Annotated in this window: 26 protein-coding genes and 1 pseudogene; 21 read left to right on the top strand and 6 right to left on the bottom strand. The window is 59.6% G+C overall.

Going from position 1 to position 18,006, the window contains the following annotated elements:
• Window positions 1-42 precede the first annotated feature (42 nt).
• Together miaB and H7C19_RS19275 are read left to right on the top strand one after the other, a co-directional pair.
• Window positions 43-1,614: a tRNA (N6-isopentenyl adenosine(37)-C2)-methylthiotransferase MiaB gene (gene miaB / locus H7C19_RS19280; RefSeq protein WP_185670675.1), complete on the top strand. Its 1,572-nt coding sequence runs from the start codon at window positions 43-45 to the stop codon at window positions 1,612-1,614.
• Between the two features lie 76 nt (window positions 1,615-1,690).
• Window positions 1,691-2,191, top strand: coding sequence for a YlbF/YmcA family competence regulator (locus H7C19_RS19275; RefSeq protein WP_185670674.1), 501 nt, complete (start codon window positions 1,691-1,693; stop codon window positions 2,189-2,191).
• A gap of 61 nt (window positions 2,192-2,252) precedes the next feature.
• Here H7C19_RS19275 and H7C19_RS19270 read toward each other — a convergent pair whose 3' ends face one another.
• Window positions 2,253-2,867, bottom strand: coding sequence for a hypothetical protein (locus H7C19_RS19270; RefSeq protein ID WP_185670673.1), 615 nt, complete (start codon window positions 2,865-2,867; stop codon window positions 2,253-2,255).
• Between the two features lie 168 nt (window positions 2,868-3,035).
• On the opposite strand from H7C19_RS19270, the gene H7C19_RS19265 reads away from it, so the two are divergent.
• The gene (locus H7C19_RS19265) at window positions 3,036-3,422 is read left to right on the top strand and encodes a hypothetical protein (RefSeq protein WP_185670672.1); all 387 of its coding nucleotides are present in this window, start codon (window positions 3,036-3,038) and stop codon (window positions 3,420-3,422) included.
• Between the two features lie 83 nt (window positions 3,423-3,505).
• Here H7C19_RS19265 and H7C19_RS19260 read toward each other — a convergent pair whose 3' ends face one another.
• Entirely contained in the window at window positions 3,506-4,210 is a 705-nt protein-coding gene (locus tag H7C19_RS19260; protein WP_185670671.1) for a biotin transporter BioY, read from the bottom strand.
• A gap of 103 nt (window positions 4,211-4,313) precedes the next feature.
• Here H7C19_RS19260 and H7C19_RS19255 point away from each other — a divergent pair, with 103 nt between their 5' ends.
• Both H7C19_RS19255 and H7C19_RS19250 read left to right on the top strand, forming a co-directional pair.
• Window positions 4,314-5,198 (top strand): energy-coupling factor ABC transporter ATP-binding protein, encoded by an 885-nt coding sequence (locus tag H7C19_RS19255; RefSeq protein ID WP_221469338.1) that lies wholly within the window; start codon window positions 4,314-4,316, stop codon window positions 5,196-5,198.
• Window positions 5,191-6,972: an ATP-binding cassette domain-containing protein gene (locus tag H7C19_RS19250; protein ID WP_185670669.1), complete on the top strand. Its 1,782-nt coding sequence runs from the start codon at window positions 5,191-5,193 to the stop codon at window positions 6,970-6,972. Before H7C19_RS19255 ends, H7C19_RS19250 begins: the two co-directional genes overlap by 8 nt.
• Here H7C19_RS19250 and H7C19_RS19245 read toward each other — a convergent pair.
• Entirely contained in the window at window positions 6,969-8,234 is a 1,266-nt protein-coding gene (locus H7C19_RS19245; protein ID WP_185670668.1) for an MFS transporter, read from the bottom strand. The genes H7C19_RS19250 and H7C19_RS19245 overlap by 4 nt on opposite strands.
• Window positions 8,235-8,420: 186 nt before the next feature.
• On the opposite strand from H7C19_RS19245, the gene H7C19_RS19240 reads away from it, so the two are divergent.
• From H7C19_RS19240 to H7C19_RS19205, 8 genes are all read left to right on the top strand, one after another.
• Window positions 8,421-8,786: a hypothetical protein gene (locus H7C19_RS19240; protein ID WP_185670667.1), complete on the top strand. Its 366-nt coding sequence runs from the start codon at window positions 8,421-8,423 to the stop codon at window positions 8,784-8,786.
• 213 nt (window positions 8,787-8,999) lie between these two features.
• A complete protein-coding gene (locus H7C19_RS19235) occupies window positions 9,000-9,524 on the top strand; it encodes a GNAT family N-acetyltransferase (RefSeq protein WP_185670666.1) in 525 nt (174 codons plus the stop codon).
• 20 nt (window positions 9,525-9,544) lie between these two features.
• Window positions 9,545-10,045 (top strand): NUDIX domain-containing protein, encoded by a 501-nt coding sequence (locus tag H7C19_RS19230; RefSeq protein WP_185670665.1) that lies wholly within the window; start codon window positions 9,545-9,547, stop codon window positions 10,043-10,045.
• The gene (locus H7C19_RS19225) at window positions 10,042-10,578 is read left to right on the top strand and encodes a hypothetical protein (RefSeq protein WP_185670664.1); all 537 of its coding nucleotides are present in this window, start codon (window positions 10,042-10,044) and stop codon (window positions 10,576-10,578) included. The genes H7C19_RS19230 and H7C19_RS19225 overlap by 4 nt, the downstream gene beginning before the upstream one ends.
• Before the next feature lie 161 nt (window positions 10,579-10,739).
• A complete protein-coding gene (locus H7C19_RS19220) occupies window positions 10,740-11,135 on the top strand; it encodes a hypothetical protein (protein WP_185670663.1) in 396 nt (131 codons plus the stop codon).
• A 157-nt stretch (window positions 11,136-11,292) separates the two neighbouring features.
• Window positions 11,293-11,436 (top strand): hypothetical protein, encoded by a 144-nt coding sequence (locus H7C19_RS19215; RefSeq protein ID WP_185670662.1) that lies wholly within the window; start codon window positions 11,293-11,295, stop codon window positions 11,434-11,436.
• Between the two features lie 30 nt (window positions 11,437-11,466).
• Window positions 11,467-11,952 (top strand): DinB family protein, encoded by a 486-nt coding sequence (locus H7C19_RS19210; protein WP_246469604.1) that lies wholly within the window; start codon window positions 11,467-11,469, stop codon window positions 11,950-11,952.
• A 35-nt stretch (window positions 11,953-11,987) separates the two neighbouring features.
• Window positions 11,988-12,332, top strand: coding sequence for a cupin domain-containing protein (locus H7C19_RS19205; RefSeq protein ID WP_185670661.1), 345 nt, complete (start codon window positions 11,988-11,990; stop codon window positions 12,330-12,332).
• A 70-nt stretch (window positions 12,333-12,402) separates the two neighbouring features.
• Here the strand turns inward: H7C19_RS19205 and H7C19_RS19200 are convergent, their stop codons facing one another.
• Window positions 12,403-12,819: a RidA family protein gene (locus tag H7C19_RS19200; RefSeq protein ID WP_185670660.1), complete on the bottom strand. Its 417-nt coding sequence runs from the start codon at window positions 12,817-12,819 to the stop codon at window positions 12,403-12,405.
• A gap of 99 nt (window positions 12,820-12,918) precedes the next feature.
• Between H7C19_RS19200 and H7C19_RS19195 the strand changes: the two genes are divergently transcribed.
• From H7C19_RS19195 to H7C19_RS35740, 4 genes and pseudogenes are all read left to right on the top strand, one after another.
• The gene (locus H7C19_RS19195; RefSeq protein WP_185670659.1) at window positions 12,919-13,062 is read left to right on the top strand and encodes a hypothetical protein; all 144 of its coding nucleotides are present in this window, start codon (window positions 12,919-12,921) and stop codon (window positions 13,060-13,062) included.
• 46 nt (window positions 13,063-13,108) lie between these two features.
• Complete coding sequence (locus H7C19_RS19190; protein WP_221469337.1) at window positions 13,109-13,453, top strand: hypothetical protein; 345 nt, start codon at window positions 13,109-13,111, stop codon at window positions 13,451-13,453.
• A gap of 43 nt (window positions 13,454-13,496) precedes the next feature.
• Window positions 13,497-14,111, top strand: a complete 615-nt coding sequence (locus tag H7C19_RS19185) for an NUDIX hydrolase (protein WP_185670657.1) — start codon at window positions 13,497-13,499, stop codon at window positions 14,109-14,111.
• 49 nt (window positions 14,112-14,160) lie between these two features.
• Window positions 14,161-14,589 (top strand): annotated as a pseudogene (locus tag H7C19_RS35740) (DUF6886 family protein); the annotation flags it as partial.
• A 40-nt stretch (window positions 14,590-14,629) separates the two neighbouring features.
• On the opposite strand, the gene H7C19_RS19180 reads toward H7C19_RS35740, so the two are convergent.
• The gene (locus tag H7C19_RS19180; RefSeq protein WP_185670656.1) at window positions 14,630-15,109 is read right to left on the bottom strand and encodes a hypothetical protein; all 480 of its coding nucleotides are present in this window, start codon (window positions 15,107-15,109) and stop codon (window positions 14,630-14,632) included.
• Between the two features lie 104 nt (window positions 15,110-15,213).
• Here H7C19_RS19180 and H7C19_RS19175 point away from each other — a divergent pair, with 104 nt between their 5' ends.
• A complete protein-coding gene (locus H7C19_RS19175) occupies window positions 15,214-15,429 on the top strand; it encodes a hypothetical protein (RefSeq protein ID WP_221469335.1) in 216 nt (71 codons plus the stop codon).
• 47 nt (window positions 15,430-15,476) lie between these two features.
• Here H7C19_RS19175 and H7C19_RS19170 read toward each other — a convergent pair whose 3' ends face one another.
• Window positions 15,477-15,833, bottom strand: a complete 357-nt coding sequence (locus tag H7C19_RS19170) for a PH domain-containing protein (protein WP_185670654.1) — start codon at window positions 15,831-15,833, stop codon at window positions 15,477-15,479.
• A 140-nt stretch (window positions 15,834-15,973) separates the two neighbouring features.
• Between H7C19_RS19170 and H7C19_RS19165 the strand changes: the two genes are divergently transcribed.
• Genes H7C19_RS19165 through H7C19_RS19155 form a run of 3 tightly spaced genes read left to right on the top strand, consistent with a single transcriptional unit; the run spans window position 15,974 to window position 17,929 of the window.
• A complete protein-coding gene (locus tag H7C19_RS19165; RefSeq protein ID WP_185670653.1) occupies window positions 15,974-16,519 on the top strand; it encodes a hypothetical protein in 546 nt (181 codons plus the stop codon).
• A 32-nt stretch (window positions 16,520-16,551) separates the two neighbouring features.
• Window positions 16,552-17,103: a DinB family protein gene (locus H7C19_RS19160; RefSeq protein ID WP_376775383.1), complete on the top strand. Its 552-nt coding sequence runs from the start codon at window positions 16,552-16,554 to the stop codon at window positions 17,101-17,103.
• Window positions 17,096-17,929, top strand: a complete 834-nt coding sequence (locus H7C19_RS19155) for a GNAT family N-acetyltransferase (protein WP_313731816.1) — start codon at window positions 17,096-17,098, stop codon at window positions 17,927-17,929. The genes H7C19_RS19160 and H7C19_RS19155 overlap by 8 nt, the downstream gene beginning before the upstream one ends.
• Window positions 17,930-18,006 lie beyond the last annotated feature (77 nt).

Below are 18,006 nucleotides of genomic sequence, written 5' to 3'. Positions count from 1 at the left end.
CGTTGGGACGGCTTGCCGCAGACCGCGCGAGGAGGGTACGCGTTGGCTCACGAGAACAAGGATTATAGCAAATACTTCGATTTCTCCGGCGCCAAGCTGATCTCCGAGGACGAGCGCGGCCGAACGATCCGTCTGGACGGCCGCCGCATTCACATCGTCTCCGAACCGGACTACCGGCAGGAGAAGCAGCGCGGCAAGGAAGACATCAAGGTCCATTACGAACAAGCCGTTCCGGAATCGCTGCGCCGTCTGGGACAGGGCCGCAAGTATATGATCTATACCTACGGCTGCCAGATGAACGAACACGACACGGAAGTGATGCGCGGACTGTTCGAGGAGATGGGATATACTGCTGCGGACGACCGCAGCGAAGCCGACGTCATCCTGCTGAATACGTGCGCCGTCCGCGAGAACGCGGAAGACAAAGTATACGGCGAGCTCGGCCACTTGAAGAGGCTGAAGCTGCAGCGTCCGGAGCTGATCCTCGGCGTCTGCGGATGCATGTCGCAGGAAGCGGCCGTCGTGAACCGGATCATGCACAAGCATCCGTACGTCGACATGGTGTTCGGCACGCACAATATTCACCGTCTCCCTCATCTACTGGAGGAAGCCCATTACGGCAAAGAGATGGTTATCGAGGTGTGGTCCAAGGAAGGCGACATCATCGAGAATCTCCCGAAAAAGCGGGAAGGCCTGCGGGCATGGGTGAACATCATGTACGGCTGCGACAAGTTCTGCACGTACTGCATCGTACCCTACACCCGCGGCAAGGAACGGAGCCGGCTGCCTGAAGACGTCATCGCCGAAGTGCGGGATCTCGCCCGACAGGGCTTCAAGGAGATCACCCTGCTCGGGCAGAACGTCAATGCCTACGGCAAGGACTTCACCGACCGGGAATACCGCTTCGCGCACTTGATGGACGATATCCGCAAGATCGATATCCCGCGCGTGCGGTTCACCACTTCGCATCCGCGGGACTTCGACGACCATCTGATCGAAGTGCTCGCGAAGGGCGGCAACCTCGTGGAGCATATTCACCTGCCCTTCCAATCGGGCAGCAACGAGGTGCTGAAGCGAATGGGCCGCAAGTACACGCGAGAGCACTTCCTGGAGCTTGTTGACCGCATTCGCCAGGCAATGCCGGACGCCGTGCTGACGTCGGACATCATCGTCGGATTTCCCGGGGAGACCGAGGCGCAGTTCGAGGAGACGCTCTCGCTCGTGCGCGAGGCGCGCATCTCCATGTCCTATACGTTCATCTACTCGCCACGGGAAGGCACGCCGGCCGCGGATATGGCCGACAGCGTGCCGCACGAGGAGAAGCGGAAGCGTCTGCTGCGCTTGAACGAACTGAACGCCGAGATGAGCCTGGAGAGCAACTTGGAGCTCCGGGATCGCGTGGTCCAGGTGCTCGTCGAAGGGGAGAGCAAGAACAACGCGAACGTCCTGTCCGGCCGCACGCGTTCGAACAAGCTCATTCATTTCGAAGGTCCGAAGGAATGGATCGGGCAATTCGCTTACGTGCGCGTGACGCAGCCGCAGACTTGGTTCATCCGCGCGGAGGCGGTCGGCATAGCCGAACCCGCGCCGGAAGCTTATACATTCGGAGCTTAACGTTAGTCAAGCAGAGGAACGCGGCAGGCGCCCCATCGGCGACCCCGCCGCGAACAGATCAGGAGGAATTCCACACATGTCGCAACACGCGCATAACCATGACCATGATCACCACCATTGCGGAGATCCGGATCTGGGTCAGCCCGAAGGCTATATCATCCCGGAATACGACAACCGCGAACTGATCGTCCGGGAAGACATCCTGGCCCGTGCCAGAGAATTGGCTCAGCTCATTACGACCGCCGAAGAGGTATCGATGTACCAGAGCGCCGAGCGTCTCATTCAAGGACACGACAAGGTGCAAGGCTTGATCGCGCAGATCAAGAAAAAGCAAAAAGAGCTCGTCGCCTTCCAGACGACGTTCAAGAATGCGCAGATGGTCGAGAAGATCGAGCAAGAGATCTCCGTGCTGCAGGACGAACTCGACGGCATGCCGGTCGTACAGCAATTCCAGCAGAGCCAGACGGACGTGAACTACCTGCTGCAATCCATCGTCAGCATTATCCGCGACACGGTCGCGGAAAAGTTGGACGTCGAAGCGGCCAAACCGGCGGAAGCGCCCGAAGAATGCGATTGACAGATAAAGCGGCATAACCAAGACGGGCGGCGCCTATACAGCGCGGCCCGTTGCGCTTCCGTCAGGTTCGCGGGGACGATCCGCCCGTGACGAGCAGCGTTCGCGTACGCTGGTCGTACCGGAGGCCGTAAGAAACGCCGGGGAGCAGGCGCAGCGCCTTGCTCGTACCCGGCGCCATGCGGAGCTCGCGCTCGAACAGGTTGCTCGGCGTGTGGACGGCCAGCTTCTTGGATGCGTCTTGGTGCTTCACGAGCATGCTGAAGCCCCGGGTATCGGGAATGCCGAGAAGCGATTGCAGCTGGTAGCCGATCGAGAGCGCCTGAGCCCCGAGCTTCGGCCCTTGCCGGAGCGTCGCGGAGCCGGCGCTGACGGGAGCGGCTACGATTCGGACGATATCGGTGGCCGTGTCGTGCATGAGCTTATATCGCTTGTTGTCGGTGAGTTTCAATTGCTTGGCGAGGTCGGCGTTGACCTCGAACATCCCGATGAAGCATTCGCCCGCCGCGCGGTGCTGAACGGTCGCATTCTGCTTCAGCTTGCCGTGCTGGAGAACGATCTTTTTCCCGGCGCTTAGCGAGGTGAGCTGATTGCCTTCGCCCTGCAGGTAGCCGTTCGTTAGATAGACGGTCTGTTCCTTCACGGGCGAGAGACTCAAATCCATGACGCTGCTTGACATGTTGCCGGTTCACGCTCCCTTGATTCGTTCCGCGTGGATTAACCAAATCCCTACCTGTTAGGGTATGCTGGCACCCGTCGCGCCGCTTGTACCTTCGTCCCTGGGCGTTCACCCCGCCGACGGCGGCGCGCGGGCATCCCGACTATCAAATGGAGAGGAGGCGGCGCCATGGCCGACTTCATGCAGATCAAGGGGTTGACGGGCGAGCTGAAGGTGTCCCACAAGAAAGGTCCCTTCGGATTAACGCTCTCCACCCGCGAGCTCGTCGTGCAGAAGCCGCATATGAATTATTACATCCTGTTCGAAAATATGATCAGCGTCGTTCCTTGCGAGAGCGTGAAGAGCGGCAGACCGGCCGCCGGCGGAAGCAGAGGCGGCGAATGGTCGTTCGGCTCGATCGCCACGGGCAGCTCCTACTATGCGATATACGCCAAGGAAGTCGTCGTGCATCATCGCGGCGGCGTCCATCGGACGGGTCCGATGGAGTTCCGCATCCCGATTCACCGCAAGCTGATCGAGGAACTGGCGCGCTACGGCGGGATGACCGCTTTCTAAGGGAAAGACCGGAGCGGGAGCGCAGCAAAAAGAGATGACCCTGGGGTCATCTCTTTTGTTCAGTGTATCTTGTATCCCCGAGGCTATCGCCGGATTCTGCGGAAGCCGGGCACGACCGGGCGAAGCGCGCCGATCGCGAGCGTCGCGACGATGCCCTTCAGGATGTCCCCCGGCAGGAACGGGTAGCAAGCGCCGATCATGGCGGCGTGGACGGACAGCTCGGCCTTGTATGCATACCACGGTACGCCGCCTATGTACGCCAATACGATGCCGAAGACGAAGATGCCGGCGAACAGCAGCGCATACTGGACCGGGCCGAAGCGTTTGCCGTCCCGGAACAGCCGATCGCTCACCCAGCCGATGAGGAGCGCTTCGAAAGGGAACATCCAGATGAAGCCGCCCGTGAATCCGAACACCGTGGCGAGCCCGCCGTGCCCGCTCAGAAGCGGCAGGCCCGCGGTCGTGAGCAGAACGACGATGGCGATGCTCCAGAAGCCGTATCGTGCGCCGAGCAGTCCGCCGGCGAGCATGACGGCCAGCGCCTGGAGCGTAATCGGGACGCTGGTGAAGCCGAGCGGCAGCTGGATGGCGCTGAAGGCGACGAATAGCGCCGCGAAGAGCGCGGTATACACGGTGGAGCGAATCCAACCCGAGGAAGCGCGCGAGGGAGCCAGCGGGCCGATCGTCGTACGTCCGTCCGGCGCCGCCGAGGCGGCGGGGGTTAGAGGCGTCGTTCCGTTTGAAGAATGCGATGCTGCGCTTGAATTCGAAGACGATGGCGAAGTCATTGTCAAAACTCCTTTCAAATGTTAACCTTGTATTGTGGTGTTGGTTAACAATTCGGATTTTACCATGGGATGAACCGATTGGGAAGAGGGAAAATGGATGCGAATGTCGGAGAACCGAGAATCGCTGCGCTTTACGAATCTATCCGTATACGCGCAGGCGCCCGAAAATCAAGCCGTCCCGCGGCTGGCGGAGGTCACGATCGCGCTCGCGCCCGGCGAGTGGCTGAATGTCGTCGGCACGAACGGCAGCGGGAAGTCTACGCTGGCGCAATTGTTGGCCGGACTCGTCCAGGAGGGCGCGGCCGGCGGATACGAACGCGGCTTCGCCGGGGATCGTCCGGCGCCGTACGTCATGCAGCAGCCGGATGCCCAGCTGTTCGGCGGCACCCCGCGCGAGGAACTCGTCTTCGCCCTCGAGTGGCGGGCGATGCCGTCCGCGCGGATTATGCCGGCGGCGGAGGAGATGCTGCGCGCGGTCGGGCTGTTCGCCGTCGCGGACGAGCCGTGGGAACGGCTGTCCGGCGGACAGCGGCAGCTGGCGGCGGTCGCCGCCGCCACGGCGGGCGAGGCGCCGCTGCTGGTGCTGGACGAAGCGACCTCGATGCTGGATGAAGCGGCGAGAGGACGGGTGCGCGAAGCGGCGGAGCGCCTGCATGCGGCGGGAACGGCGATCGTCTGGGTCACGCAGCGGCTGGACGAGCTGGCGCCGCAAGCGCGCGTCATCGCGATGCAGGAAGGGCGGATCGCGTTCGACGGCACCGGCAGGCAGTTCCTGTACGGGACGGACGAAGCGCGGCCGAGCCGGGCGGATTCGGCGTGCGAGCGCGTCGGGCTGCGGCTGCCGTATCTGGCGGCGCTAGCGTTCGAGCTGCATCGGCTAGGCCGGATTCAGAGTCCGCTGCCGATGACGCCGGACGAATGGCAGCGCATCGAATGGTTAGGCCAGGACATGAAAGCATCGGAGAGGCGGTCATACAGTCGTGGATAAAGTCATCATCGGCTCGTCGTCCGTCGGTCCCGGCGCGGAACTGCATCTGCAACGGTTCGCGAACCGGCTGCGGCAGGAAGAGGAGGCCGTCGCGCGGCCAGAGGCTTCGATGACGCTCCGCGCCGGCACCATCACGGTCCTGCTCGGTCCGAACGGCGCCGGCAAGACCCGACTGCTGGAGACCGTCGCCGGCCTGCGCGATCCGCAGGGCGCAGCCATCGCCTATGGCGAACAGCCGCTGTGGCAGTCACGCGGGGGCAGGCGTCCGCGCTTGCGGACGGAAGCGCTGCGCTGTTACAGCTATGCGTGCCAGTCGCCGGAGGAGCAGCTCTTCGCGCGGACGGTGGAGGGAGAGCTGCGCTACGTATTGGCGCCGTTCGGCGCTACGGAGCAAGAAGTCGAGGCTCGGATGGAAGCTGCGGTCCGCGCGGTGGGATGGGACCGGTCCTGGCTGGGCCGGGATCCCTATCTGCTCAGCGGCGGCGAGCGGCGCCGGGCGGCGCTGGCTTGCGCGTTCGCGGCACCTGCCCCATGGCTGCTGCTGGATGAGCCTACGGCCGGGCTCGATGCGCATGCGCATGCGTTGCTGGCCGCGCAGCTCTCGGCGGAGAAGGCGCAGGGCAGAGGCGTGCTGCTCGTCTCGCACGACAGCGATTGGGCGCTGCCGTTAGCCGATATGGTGCTGCTTATGGATGCTGCCGGCGGCATTCGGATGTGCACGACGGAACAGTTGCTCGCACGCCCCTCTTGGTGGCTCGAAGCGGGCATGGATATTCCGTTGTGGTTCCACGCCGCGCATGCCGGATGGAGACTCGGGCTGTCGGCCGGGCAGGCGCTCGATCCGCGGCTGCTGGCTGCGCGACTCGGCAGCGGCCGGGAAGCGGGGGCTTCGTCCCGAGATCGCGATCCTTTCAGCGCAGTCGAAGCGGAGATCCCCCATCTTAACGTGTTCGCGAACACGGAATCGAGCGACGGCGGGACGTCCGTATCGGACATGCCCGCCGCGCCTCCGATTCAAAGCTCGGCGAGGCACCCGCTGATGCGGTTTGACCCGCGGTCCGTGTGGTTAAGCTATATTCTCTTGTCGGGGGTACTGTTCGCGATTCAATCCTGGGCCGGGTTGGCTTGGGGGGCGTTGGTCACGATTGCCGCAGTGTGGTTGGGACGTATACCGCTCCGGCGCTGGCGCGGGACGTTGATCGGATTCGCCTCGTTCACGGCATCGGCTGCCGTGCTGGCAGGATTGACGGGGAGCGGGGGCGACGGCTGGTGGCATATGGACGCCTTCCTTGCGACCTTGCGCGCGTTCGCCCGTACTTGGCTGGTGCTGCTGCTCGGTCTGGGTTTGCCGCTCGCGATCCCGCCGCTTCGCCTCCGGCGATCGCTGGAGCAGCTCTTGGCCTTCCGCGGCCGTATGGGACGCCGCAGTCAGCAGGCGGTGCTCACCGTCACGCTGATGCTCCGGTTCATCCCGCAGCTGCTGGGAGAATGGGAGCGGTTCGCGCGAATCGCGATCGCCCGCGGCAAGGAGAACGCCAAGACGCCTGCCGCGATGGCCAGGCGTCTGAAAAATACGGCGATTCCGTTCCTGCTCGCCCTGTTCCGAATGGGCGACCAAGTCTCGCTGGCGCTAGAGAGCCGCGGCGTCGGCCAAGAGCCGCATCCGACGTCGGCGGAGCGGCTCCGCTGGGGCGGAGGAGACGTTCTCCTGTTCCTGATCGTATGCGGCATATGCGGCGGGCTCGTGCTCGGCGGACGGCTGGGGTGGTTCTAGACGCGGTAGTACCGCGCCCGAATTCCCGTGATCGCCGCGCCGATGAGGCCGATGGCGGCGCCGAAGGCGAACCCGGCCCGAAGTCCGCCGCTGCCGTTCAGCCATCCGGCTAGGTAAGGGCCCGCGAACATGCCGATCGAATACATGGATTGATAGAATCCCATGGCCGTCGCCCGTTCCCGGGGCGGGATGTCGCGGATGGCCAGCCCGAGCAGGAGCGGAAAGTAGAGCGCCTGCCCGATCCCGTTGAACATCTGGGTCAGGAGCAATCCCGGGAGCGAACCGCTGTACGAGATGGCCGCCGTGCAAACGGCCGCCAGGAGGAAGCCGGCGATGATGACCGGCCGAATGCCGAACCGCGGCGCGATGTAGCGCCCAGTCCAGAGAGAGACCAGCGCGTGCGGCACCATGAAGGCGATGACCAGCCAGGTCAGCTGCGCTTCGCTGGCGCCCAGCTTCACCGCTTGCAGCGGCGTGAAGCCGAACATCGTGATGAAGAGGATACAGTGCGCGAGGATCGACAGCAGCGAGACTTCGATTAATAGCGGGGATTCACGGAGCAGCTGAATCCAGCTGCGCGGGGGGACATCGTCCCCCTTTTTGGCATGCGCCGGGATCGCGGTCTTCGGCTCGTGTACGAACAAGGTCATCAACGCGCCGACCGCCGCAACCCCGATGCCCGTCGCGAACGCGGCGTTCCACCCGCCCTGCGATGCCAGATAGCCGCTCGCCGTCATGCCGGTCAACTGCCCGGTCACCGTGAGGAAGCTCAAGCTCCCCATCGCCTTGGTCGACTGATCCGGCGCGAAATACGACGCATAAAGCACCGAGAACGCAACCCAAGTGGAAGCGCAGATCCCCGCGACGAGACGCCCCGCCAGCGGACCGGCCCAGCCTCCCGCCGTCAGGAACAAGACGCAGCTCCCGAGACCGGCCAGCATGCCGATGAACAGGAAAGGCTTGCGCCGCTGCAAGCGATCCGAATACAACCCTAACGGGAACCGGATCAGCATCTGCGTCAGGCCGTAGCTCCCGACGATGAACCCGATCATGCCCATCGGCAAACCCCGGTCCTCCAGGAAAGGAGTCAAGATGGGGACATAGATATACATGGTCACCCAGTAGAGCAGCGTCGCCGCCGCGAAGATCAGATGATGACGCCGTGACAGGCCGACGGACGGTATGGGCAATGGCGCGGAAAGACTGCCGTCGGAGCGCGCTTCTATCTTGACTTGGCTGTGCAAGGTCGTCTTCGTGTTCATGTTCCTTGATCCTCCGGTCGCCCGTGATTCGTTGTGCCACTCTACTTTAACGGATAGTCGGCCATACGTGAAGTCCTGAAATGCGCATCATTCGTTCGGATGAAGGAACGCATTTCGGTCTTGGCGTCGGCGAGAAGGGATGGTAAAGTGTGGAAGTAGGCGAATGGAGCGGGAGGAGGCTATACTTTGCTAGACAAACGTGTCAGCTCGAAAAGCATCATCTTGATTCTTTATGCCATTGTCGTCTTCCTTGCGGGCGTCGCCTTCGTGCCCTGTTACGAAGTGTGGGGGCCGGAGCGGGAGATCAACAATTACCGCTATGTCTTCTTGTTCCAATTGAATAGAGGAAGCTATACGATCAACGGTTTCCATGTAACTTACCAGATCGACTTTGCTAGAGTGCTCTTCACGATCGGGATCGTCACCCTACTGGTGGCCGTCTTGTGGCTGATCCTGGAGACCTGGCACAAGGAAGATCGCGCGAGGCTTGCGGACGCAAGCGCGCAGCTGGGCGAAGAAAAGCGCCTGAACGACGATCGGACGGAGGGATAATTTGAAGCGGATATACGGTCTGCTTGCGCTCGGTACAGTTTTCGGCGCGCTGATGGCGGGCTGTAACGGACCCGTGTCCAGCGCGACTTCCTACCTAGAAGTTACGAACAAAGAGATCGATTCGAACAAGCCCAGAATTGCGGGACGGAGGCACGGTACTGGCGCGAATTCAGGGAACCTAGTCGGAGATGATTTCGGAGAGGAGGCCGCCGCATGACGATCGAGATTCGACAACTTCAGACGGAAGGGCAGTCGGAGGCGTGGAGAGCGGCTTTCCTCCGCCACGCTATGTATCGACCGGACGATTACTATTCGCGATGCCTGGCAGAGAATCGAAGCGGGAGCCGGGTAACGCTATTTGCCCTAGAGGAAGAGGAGATCGCGGGATGCGCGCATCTGCTGTCCCATTCGGAATATGGTTATTTCAAGGAGCAAGGCATTCCCGAGATCAATGATTTGAACGTGTTCCCGGCGTACCGAAGACGGGGGATCGCGAATCGGCTGATGGAGGCGTTTGAACGGCATGTATCCCAGACGAACGACAAGATCGGAATCGGCGTCGGCTTATATCGGGATTACGGCAGCGCGCAGCGGATTTATTGCAGAAGAGGGTATCTGCCGGACGGATACGGCGTCGCCTATCAGCAACAACCGGTTGTGCCGGGTACGATGGTACGGCTGGACGACGATCTGAATCTCTATCTGGTGAAGGCGCTGAGGCACGATGATCGACGTTAGAGGAGAGGGGATGCCGCAGCATGCCGATGTCTGAATATTACCGATCGTTGCGCCGGAAGATCGGAACGCAATTGATCTTCAATCCCGGCGTGGCTGCGATCGTCCGTGATGCGCGAGGGGACATCCTGTTCCAGCGCCCTTCGGCGGATAGCGACGTCTGGAGTCTGCCCGCCGGGTCCATCGAACCCGGAGAGACGCCGGCCGAAGCGGTCGTGCGGGAAGTGTGGGAAGAGACCGGGTTGCGGGTGACCCCCGAGCGGTTGTCGGGCGTGTTCGGCGGGAAGGACTTCCGATATACGTATCCCGACGGCAATCAGGTCGAGTATGTCATCCTGATGTTTGAATGCGCCGCAGTCGGCGGTCATCTCGAAGCGATCGACGGCGAATCCGCCGAGCTCCGGTATTTCCCGTCTTCGGCGCCGCCGCCGCTTGCGCTCCCGTATCCGAGGGACATTTTTCTCCAGACGGAATCGGAGCGCGCCAGATTTCAACTCCCCGAAGCGTTTGAGGATGGTTCATGATCTATTCTCTGTACCATTACTACGATGCGAACAGAGGTCCATTTCGGAACCTGTCCGGATTAACGGCCGATGAAGCGGCGCTTCTGTCGAGGCAGCTCGTGCAAGAAGGCCGGACCTTCGCCAGCCGACGATCCGAAGACTACATGTCGATCCGAAGAGGACTGGAGGCCCAAGCGAGAGCGCAGTTCATCGCCAAAGGAGGCCAGCCTCGCACCGCATACCCGCATTACATGACACTGGGCGTTTGCGATTGGCTGAAGACGTGGTACGAGAATCCTTGCGTTTTGCGCTTAGACTGGGACGACATTCGCGAGGATGCGATTAGCTTCACCTACGGGGACTTGTTTCCTACGATGCGGGTTCAAGATCGAAAGCCCTATCGCGGACAAGTTTATACGAAGAAGGAGATCGTCGCGGTCATCGAAGCTTATGGGTTCCCCCAAGCGTGGAATGCGAACGGGGAGGGAGGGCCTGAGCGATATATCGAAGCCCAAATCTGGGACGAAGAGGAGATTCGAAGATTTTACGCCTAATATCGCCATTTGGCTCGGAGAGGAGCAAGCCGGATGTCCTTCAGTCTCTCAGCGGCAGTGGTCCAGATCGTCGTACTTGTAATTATCGTTGCGTTGATCGGCGTCGTTTATCGGTCCGCTAAGCGCGCCAAAAAAAGATAAAGATGCAAAGGGGTGTTCCGGTGCGGGCATATCCTTGGACAAACCTGCTGGCTTCCCTTGTCATAGGGGCTTCCCTCGTCCTATCCAGTTGGATGATTCAACAGGGGGTGAAGGCGAAGCCGTCGGCTCCCGTCGGGCATGAAGCCGTTTCCGCCGCCAACGGAAGCGAGCGTAATCAGAACGATAAATTTCTCCTGTCGGTGAGCGAAGCGGCCATTTATTTGAATATGACGGAAGACCAGATTAAGACCATTATCGCGACGGAAGCCTCCCAATTGTCTCATGCGGGTTCTTATCAAGGCGTCATGTTCCCGTATATCCAAGTGAATAACGAGGTTCTGATCAGCAAAAACGATCTGGTCAGGTGGCTGGCCGACGCTTCCGCCTCCAGGAGGAGTTACGGTATTCATGGCTAAAACGCGCGGCGCGGGATGACCCTTGCGAATATAGATTTGAATCTAGGAAGGGAATGCTCGTTGCCGCGAGGCGGACGATCGAATGGATGTCTATGTACTCGGACATGCGGTGTTCGTGGGTGAGCTGGGTATCCGACCGAGGGGTGTGGAAAAGTAGATGCTGATCTTGTTGACGATCTTCGTGTTCTTCCTGTTGATCGGTTCGGGAAGCACCTATACGCTGCTGAAGAAAAAATTGGAGAACGATCAAAAGATCGCGGCCCAATTGGATCAAATTTTGCACGAATTAAGGAAACGATAACAGCGAGAACTTACAGGAGGTGCGCTTGCTTTGGATGCAACGCTGCGTGAATTTATTACGATATCCAAGCATCGGATGATCCATCATTACCTGCCCAAGCTGACGACAAGCCTGCAATCGCTGGACGAACGGACGCTGCGTCTAAAGGAGTCTGCAGACTTGAACAGCATCTTGGGGATCGCCAAGCACATGCTGGAGCACATTCGCAGGAACACGCAAAGATATCGCGACCCGAACGTTCAGTTCGAGCAAGGGATCGAGAATACGTTTCCGGAGGGGGAGTGCAATAAAGAAACTTTGTTGAAGGAAGTGGAAGAGACGTTCCAAGCGTTTGATGAAGCGCTCTGCGTATGCCAAACGGTCGAGATGTACGATCTTTATCACTTGGTCGAGCATACCGGGTATCATCTCGGACAAATCATTGATCGCGCGCAGCGATTGACGGGCGCCCGTTACCGCTTTATGCAGAGCGGCATCAGCGAAACGGCTTTGAAGGCTTGGATCGTAGGGGATTAAGGCAGCGCGAAGGCAACAGGGGAGGAACCGGCAAGATGAAGAGAAGCAAGGAAAACGCAGAGCATTACCGATGGGGGGACGAATGCGACGGCTGGCGTCTCCTCCATCAACCGGGTCTTAGCATCATCCACGAGCGGATGCCGCCCGGCACCGAGGAAGTCAGACACTATCATCAACAGGCCGCTCAATTTTTCTTTGTGTTGTCCGGACAGGCGTCCATCGAGCTGAACGGCGAACGGCACGAGCTGCACGCGCATGAAGGCCTTGAAGTCCCGCCACGAACGCCGCATCAAGTGTTCAACCGCACGCATGCGGCGATCGAGTTCTTGGTCATCTCCCAACCGACGACCGCGGGAGACCGGGTGGTACTTACGGATTAACCTAACTTTTGCGTGCATAAAAGGCCCTCCAATCGCATTATTGCCATTGGAAGGCCCTTAAAGCGCGCATTTAGTCCTTATCTTCAATGACAGCAATTCCATCTATTTCAAGAAGGCAAGATGGACGCGCAAATTCCGAAACAAATAGAACGGTGACCAAAGGCGGATTATCTAATAAACCAGCCACCTCTTGGAATGCTTTGTAACCAATTCGCGGGTCGCTTCCACTAACTAAATAGATATTGAGTTTAACCAGATTGGCGAAACTTGCATTTTCAGAAGCTAAAATAGTTGCGATATTATGAAGCGCCTGCTTTGTCTGCAATTCCAAATCACCAACTCCAACCAGATCACCTGCTGAATTAATAGCATTTTGTCCGCCTATGTAAATTGTTTTTGCCTTGCCACTTACGGTAATCGCTTGACTAAATGCTTTTGATAAGAATAAACCCTCCGGGTTTTTATGCTCCATTTTGAAATTAGACATTGGTTTTCCTCCTTAAAATTCGTGTTCTATAATTTTTATTATAAGCATCTTCACTGACAGCTACTGTCAGTGGAGTTAGGGGAAGAGGAGCCTGCCCCCATGAACGTAGTCATTGCGATCTTATTGCTGATCATCGTCGTTCTGCTGATCGATATCAATAGCAAGCTGCCGAGAAGAGATCGCGTGCGGGAAGCCGTGCGAAACGCGATGAAGCGGGACCGGATGCGCAAGAGAGGGGAGTGAGCATTTGCGAAAAGCGATGTATGCAGGGTTAATTCTTGCCTTTTGGATGCTGATTGGGTGCGCCTCATCATCTCCGCCGGAGAAGCGTCTGATCGGGAATTGGCAGGGCGTCCAAGCTTCCTCGGCCATCGGAACGACGAACCCCATCCGCGCGTATAACTACTGGGAAGTGAGAGGAGACAACCGGATCGTCTTCAAGATGAACACGCATGCGAACGAGGACGGGCATCAAGGGGTTGCGCTAGGCGAACAGCAGATGGACGGCGCCTATTCTTGGGTGAACAAGCGCGCGGTCAAGATCAACGATACGGTCTATCAGGTGAAATGGATTGACGATCGCCTGATCTTACAGGGAGAGCAGGACGAATTTACATTCATTCGAAGCCAGTAAGGGAGACAGCCGCACGCCCCCGTAACCGAGAGGAGAACGTCAAATGGAACCGAAATGGCTGACATGGGCCAAGCAGATTCAGGCGATCAGCCAAGCCGGGCTGGCATACTCGAAGGACATCTACGATCTGGAACGATTCGAGATGCTGCGGACGTTAAGCGTCGACATTCTTCAGCATTACACGGAAGTCGACGCCGAACGAATCCGGACGCTTTTCGCAGCCGAGACAGGGTATGCGACGCCGAAGGTCGATGTCCGCGGCGTCGTCTTCCGACAAGACCAGATCTTGCTCGTCCAGGAGCGCCTCGACGGCGCCTGGGCGCTGCCCGGCGGATGGGCGGACATCGGGCTGTCGCCCAAGGAAGTCGTCGTGAAGGAAGTGCTGGAAGAGTCGGGATTATGCGTGGAGCCGGTACGGCTGCTCGGCATCCTGGACAAGAAGTTCCACGACCACCCGCCTTCTCCTTGGCACGTTTACAAGATCTTCATCCTGTGCGAGGTTGTCGGCGGCCAGATGGCGTCGGGAATGGAAACGCTGCGGGTGGCATTCTTCGGCAAGAATGAACTACCGGCCTTGTCCGTGGAACGGAATACGAGAGATCAGGTCGAGCGGATGTTCGAACTAAGAAACCATCCGCATGAGGTGACGTTCGATTAATCGCCTCGACAACTTCGAGAAGGCAGGTGCGCGATTGCAGCTATTCCATATGAGCGAGGAGCCCGGCATCGCCCGGTTTGTGCCGAAGGCGGTCGCCGGAGCGCCGGACAAGCCGCCTCTCGTCTGGGCGATCGACGAGGCGCATCTCGTGAATTATCTTTTTCCCCGCGAATGCCCGAGAATCATCTATACCGACTCGCATAACGTGAGCGAGCAGGATCGAAGCCAGTTCTTTGCGTTGTCGGCGGCCAAGACGATCATCGCGGTGGAGCAGGCGTGGTACGAACGGATCCGGGACGGCCGGCTGTATCGTTATACGTTCGAGGCCGACGGATTCGAGCGAGCGGACGGGATTGCCGGCTATTATACGTCGACGCGGACCGTGGAGCCCGTCTCCGTCACGACGGTGGATCGTCTGCTCGATCGGCTGGCGATCTCAGGATGCGAGCTTCGCTTCACGCCGAGTCTCCATCCGCTCCGCGACGCCATTCTGGCTTCCGCCTTGACGGACTTTTCGATCATCCGGTTCCGGAATGCCGGTCCGAGGACGCCGGCTCGCGCTTGCTTTGCTCGATCATCCGAACGAATGGCGCCGGATCGAAGGCGAGTTCCGCGACGACGAACGTATGGCGTTTGGCGGTCAGGAACAAGAGGGCATAAGGCTGCTGACCTGGCGCAAGGAATAGATAAGCTTCTTGCACGGGTCTGGCGTAGAAGGCATGGCGAGGGCGAACCGGGGCCGCGAACGGAATGTGCAGCACCCAGCCGTCCTTCGGGTCGACAGCGGTATTCGCATAAGTGACGGGAGAAGCTTCGAGCGCCGAGAGGACGCGGGCTTGGAGCGCCTCCGTCAACGGCCAGACGGCGACAACCTTCTCTTGGCGGACGTCAAAGACCGAGACGGTCGGCCGCGGCGTATTCGCGAGCGCGGGTTCGCCGCACAAGAACCAGACGGGAATCAGAGCGAACAGCAAACGTGCCGCGATGCGCATGTTCATCGGGATCACCTCTTTGCCAGCATCCCCTATGAACGGAAAGTTTATGAGATCGCCGCCGGAAAATGCCCGAAGCAGTCGGATGGACTAATGTTGCGACTGGCGCCATGACCGGCGTCAGCTATCATCTATCGATAACCAAGCGGGGGTCGGCGCTGCCGAACGCGTCAGGCAACGTTCTCCTCTCCACGGAGCCTTTCCTTGCGCAATGGAAGAAAGGACGATCGGTGGAGGTGACCGGGGCTGCCGACGGCATCAAGCGCCGTCGGCATGAAGTGAAAGGCATCCGCATTCGTTATGCGAATAAAGGAGGCGCCGCATGAATCGTTTGACGAGGAGAAGAAGCCCTATGACGCCCCCTAAAACTTCATTATAAATGTTGTTCCACGACCTCCGTCATTTCGTAGGCTCTGTTGGTTCTTCTTGCCTCATCAGCGGCATTCAGCAGAATATCTGCCACTTCCACTGCGCCTTTAATATTCCGCAGCAAGAAGTTCGGCGTATCTACATCCGTAGAATTCACCACAATATCGCCCATGCTCCAAAGACGTTCCCATAGGTTGCGCTTGGAAGACCCGTCTCGGATCCGATAGAGCCTGATTTCTTTCCGTGTTTTCGTAAAGATGCCCCGCTCGACGATGAGTCTGTTGCTTGTAATGGTGTACGTGGTGAACGATGGAAATCCGTAGTTGAAAGGTTTGCCTTTCCACAGCACTTGTTCTGCCATGCGATCGCCTCCAGGTAAGATAGGTATATGTTTATCTCGCGATATATTCATTATTATAAATAGATCTGCTTTTCGCTGTCTCCCTATTTTGGCCACAGCAGAGAAGCGACGGATGATTCGAACGGGGGAGTGGAACGGCGTTGCTGAAGAAGTTGGGGCTTGCCTCGATCCTTATCGCGCTTGCGGCAGCGATTGCGGTCTTGTATTATACCTATCCGAGACATCGCGTCCTGCATGCCCAGGGCCTGCTGTTCCAGCTTGGGGAGGATCATGCGTCGTTCGCGCAGCCGATCGCCATCGACGCGGACGGCACGCTGCGGAGAAGCTTGAACGGGAGCAAGACCTTTCGCGGCACGTTCAAGGTTGACGAAGGCGCGGATACGCATCCGATGTTCGATCAGCCGCTGACTATCCGCTTCGACGCGAAGGGAAGAGGCACGCTCCTATCGGCGGATTTCCGGAACGGCCGGCCGATCATTCAGACGTACGGAGACGTCTTCATCGACGGCAAGATGAGCCGGGTAGCCATCGCGAAGTACGTCATGACGGGCGTGGACGCTACCCAGAAGGGCTGGTCCGGCGCCGACGGTCTCATGATCGCCGCTCCCGCCGCGGATCGGACAGCCGGATTGCGCGTCGTGAACGAACTGACAGGCCGGTTCTGGCGAGACCATACGTTCCGATAAATCAAGTTCCCAAGAGAAGGAGGAATCGAGAGATGGACCCATCTTCATTCGATATGGAGAAGCTGTATCTCGTCACCGATATACCCGGGTACGCCCCGCAGATCGGGCGGCTGCTGTCGATGATGAACTATGCGCGCTATACGACCTTGTCCGCGGTGAAGGGACTTGGCGTCGAAGAGCTGGACGCGCTCACGGACCCCGGGAGCAACTCCATCGGCATGCTGCTGCTTCACTTCGCCGCAGTCGAGCATGCTTATCAAGCTCTGACGTTCGAAGGCAGAGAGCTGAACGATCAAGATGCGGCCGAATGGGGACCCGCCCTGGATCTTGGAGAGAAGGGACGGGCGAGCATTCATGGTCATGAACTGGACTATTATCTGGAACGTATGCAGACGGTCCGCAACCGAACCTTCGAATGGTTCAAGACGGTGGACGACGATTGGCTGGCGCAGGAGCAGCCGTTCTGGCGTGGCCGACCGGCCAATTTCCACTTTATGTGGTATCACGTGTTCGAGGACGAGATCAACCACCGGGGACAGATCCGGTTGATCCGCAAGCGGCTGGGAGGGCATTATCGTGCGTAGCCCGCTCGTACCTTCCCTCGCGCTGGCCGCGGAGATCGAGCGCTCCAAGATCGGCTATATGTCCGATCGTATGACCGCCATCCGGAGCCGGGAGGGCAACCCGGAGGGCGTCGAGATCCGCGCGTTCGGGCAAGCCGTCGCCTTTTACAGCCGGACGATGCCTTGGCCTGCCTTTAACACGGTTAAAGGATTGAGGAACGGCGACGCAGACGCGCTCGAGGACATCTTGGCTTTCTACAACGAGCGAGGCCGGCGCCCGCAGTTCGAGATCGTGCCCGGACTTGCGGATACGGGCCTCCTGCGCAGGTTGTCGGAGCTCGGCTGCGAGCTGTCCGGCTATCATACGTCGCTCTATGCCGATCCGTCGACGCGCTCGATTCCGGCCGGCTCGGCCCTCGGCGAGCCGGCCGGGATCACGGTGCGCGAGCTGCGGGAGGAGGAGATCGAGCTGTACGCGACGATTCATTGCCGGGGAACCGGCTTGCCGGACGACGGCATCCGGCCGGTCGCCGCGAACAATCGCGTGCTGTTTGGCCGGCCGGGCTGGAAGATCTTCTTGGCTTCCGTCCACGAATCGCCTGCGGCGGTCGGGGTTCTGCACGTGAAGGACGGGATCGCCTCCTGTACTTTCGCGGCCACTTTGCCGGAATATCGAAACCGGGGGTTGCAGCAGCTTCTTCTGAAGCGTAGATTGGAAGAAGCGGCCGCTCAGGGCTGCCGGCTTGCGGTAAGCCAATGCGCCTACGCGTCGCAGAGTCACCGCAACATGGAGCGAGTCGGGATGAAGATCGGCTACATTCGTTCGTCTTGGACGGCGCGGAACTAACGACGGTCGCTTGCCGGCAGACCTCCAAGCCATGCCGGGGCCGGTACGCTGTTCGGCTATTTTCTCTTCGCCATGTT

Source organism: Cohnella nanjingensis (assembly GCF_014212125.1).
GTDB lineage: Bacteria > Bacillota > Bacilli > Paenibacillales > Paenibacillaceae > Cohnella > Cohnella nanjingensis.
The sequence above is the reverse complement of the archived record's forward strand: the minus strand, read 5'-3'. Positions and strand labels throughout refer to the sequence as shown.

Bases quoted from the DNA above. Each gene is read 5' to 3' on its own strand.
- H7C19_RS19275 (WP_185670674.1), top strand. From the start codon at position 1,691: ATGTCGCAACACGCGCATAACCATGACCATGATCACCACCATTGCGGA.
- H7C19_RS19270 (WP_185670673.1), bottom strand. From the start codon at position 2,867: ATGTCAAGCAGCGTCATGGATTTGAGTCTCTCGCCCGTGAAGGAACAG.
- H7C19_RS19265 (WP_185670672.1), top strand. From the start codon at position 3,036: ATGGCCGACTTCATGCAGATCAAGGGGTTGACGGGCGAGCTGAAGGTG.
- H7C19_RS19260 (WP_185670671.1), bottom strand. From the start codon at position 4,210: ATGACTTCGCCATCGTCTTCGAATTCAAGCGCAGCATCGCATTCTTCA.
- H7C19_RS19255 (WP_221469338.1), top strand. From the start codon at position 4,314: ATGTCGGAGAACCGAGAATCGCTGCGCTTTACGAATCTATCCGTATAC.
- H7C19_RS19245 (WP_185670668.1), bottom strand. From the start codon at position 8,234: ATGAACACGAAGACGACCTTGCACAGCCAAGTCAAGATAGAAGCGCGC.
- H7C19_RS19235 (WP_185670666.1), top strand. From the start codon at position 9,000: ATGACGATCGAGATTCGACAACTTCAGACGGAAGGGCAGTCGGAGGCG.
- H7C19_RS19230 (WP_185670665.1), top strand. From the start codon at position 9,545: ATGCCGATGTCTGAATATTACCGATCGTTGCGCCGGAAGATCGGAACG.
- H7C19_RS19225 (WP_185670664.1), top strand. From the start codon at position 10,042: ATGATCTATTCTCTGTACCATTACTACGATGCGAACAGAGGTCCATTT.
- H7C19_RS19215 (WP_185670662.1), top strand. From the start codon at position 11,293: ATGCTGATCTTGTTGACGATCTTCGTGTTCTTCCTGTTGATCGGTTCG.
- H7C19_RS19205 (WP_185670661.1), top strand. From the start codon at position 11,988: ATGAAGAGAAGCAAGGAAAACGCAGAGCATTACCGATGGGGGGACGAA.
- H7C19_RS19200 (WP_185670660.1), bottom strand. From the start codon at position 12,819: ATGTCTAATTTCAAAATGGAGCATAAAAACCCGGAGGGTTTATTCTTA.
- H7C19_RS19195 (WP_185670659.1), top strand. From the start codon at position 12,919: ATGAACGTAGTCATTGCGATCTTATTGCTGATCATCGTCGTTCTGCTG.
- H7C19_RS19190 (WP_221469337.1), top strand. From the start codon at position 13,109: ATGCTGATTGGGTGCGCCTCATCATCTCCGCCGGAGAAGCGTCTGATC.
- H7C19_RS19185 (WP_185670657.1), top strand. From the start codon at position 13,497: ATGGAACCGAAATGGCTGACATGGGCCAAGCAGATTCAGGCGATCAGC.
- H7C19_RS19180 (WP_185670656.1), bottom strand. From the start codon at position 15,109: ATGAACATGCGCATCGCGGCACGTTTGCTGTTCGCTCTGATTCCCGTC.
- H7C19_RS19175 (WP_221469335.1), top strand. From the start codon at position 15,214: ATGACCGGCGTCAGCTATCATCTATCGATAACCAAGCGGGGGTCGGCG.
- H7C19_RS19170 (WP_185670654.1), bottom strand. From the start codon at position 15,833: ATGGCAGAACAAGTGCTGTGGAAAGGCAAACCTTTCAACTACGGATTT.
- H7C19_RS19160 (WP_376775383.1), top strand. From the start codon at position 16,552: ATGGACCCATCTTCATTCGATATGGAGAAGCTGTATCTCGTCACCGAT.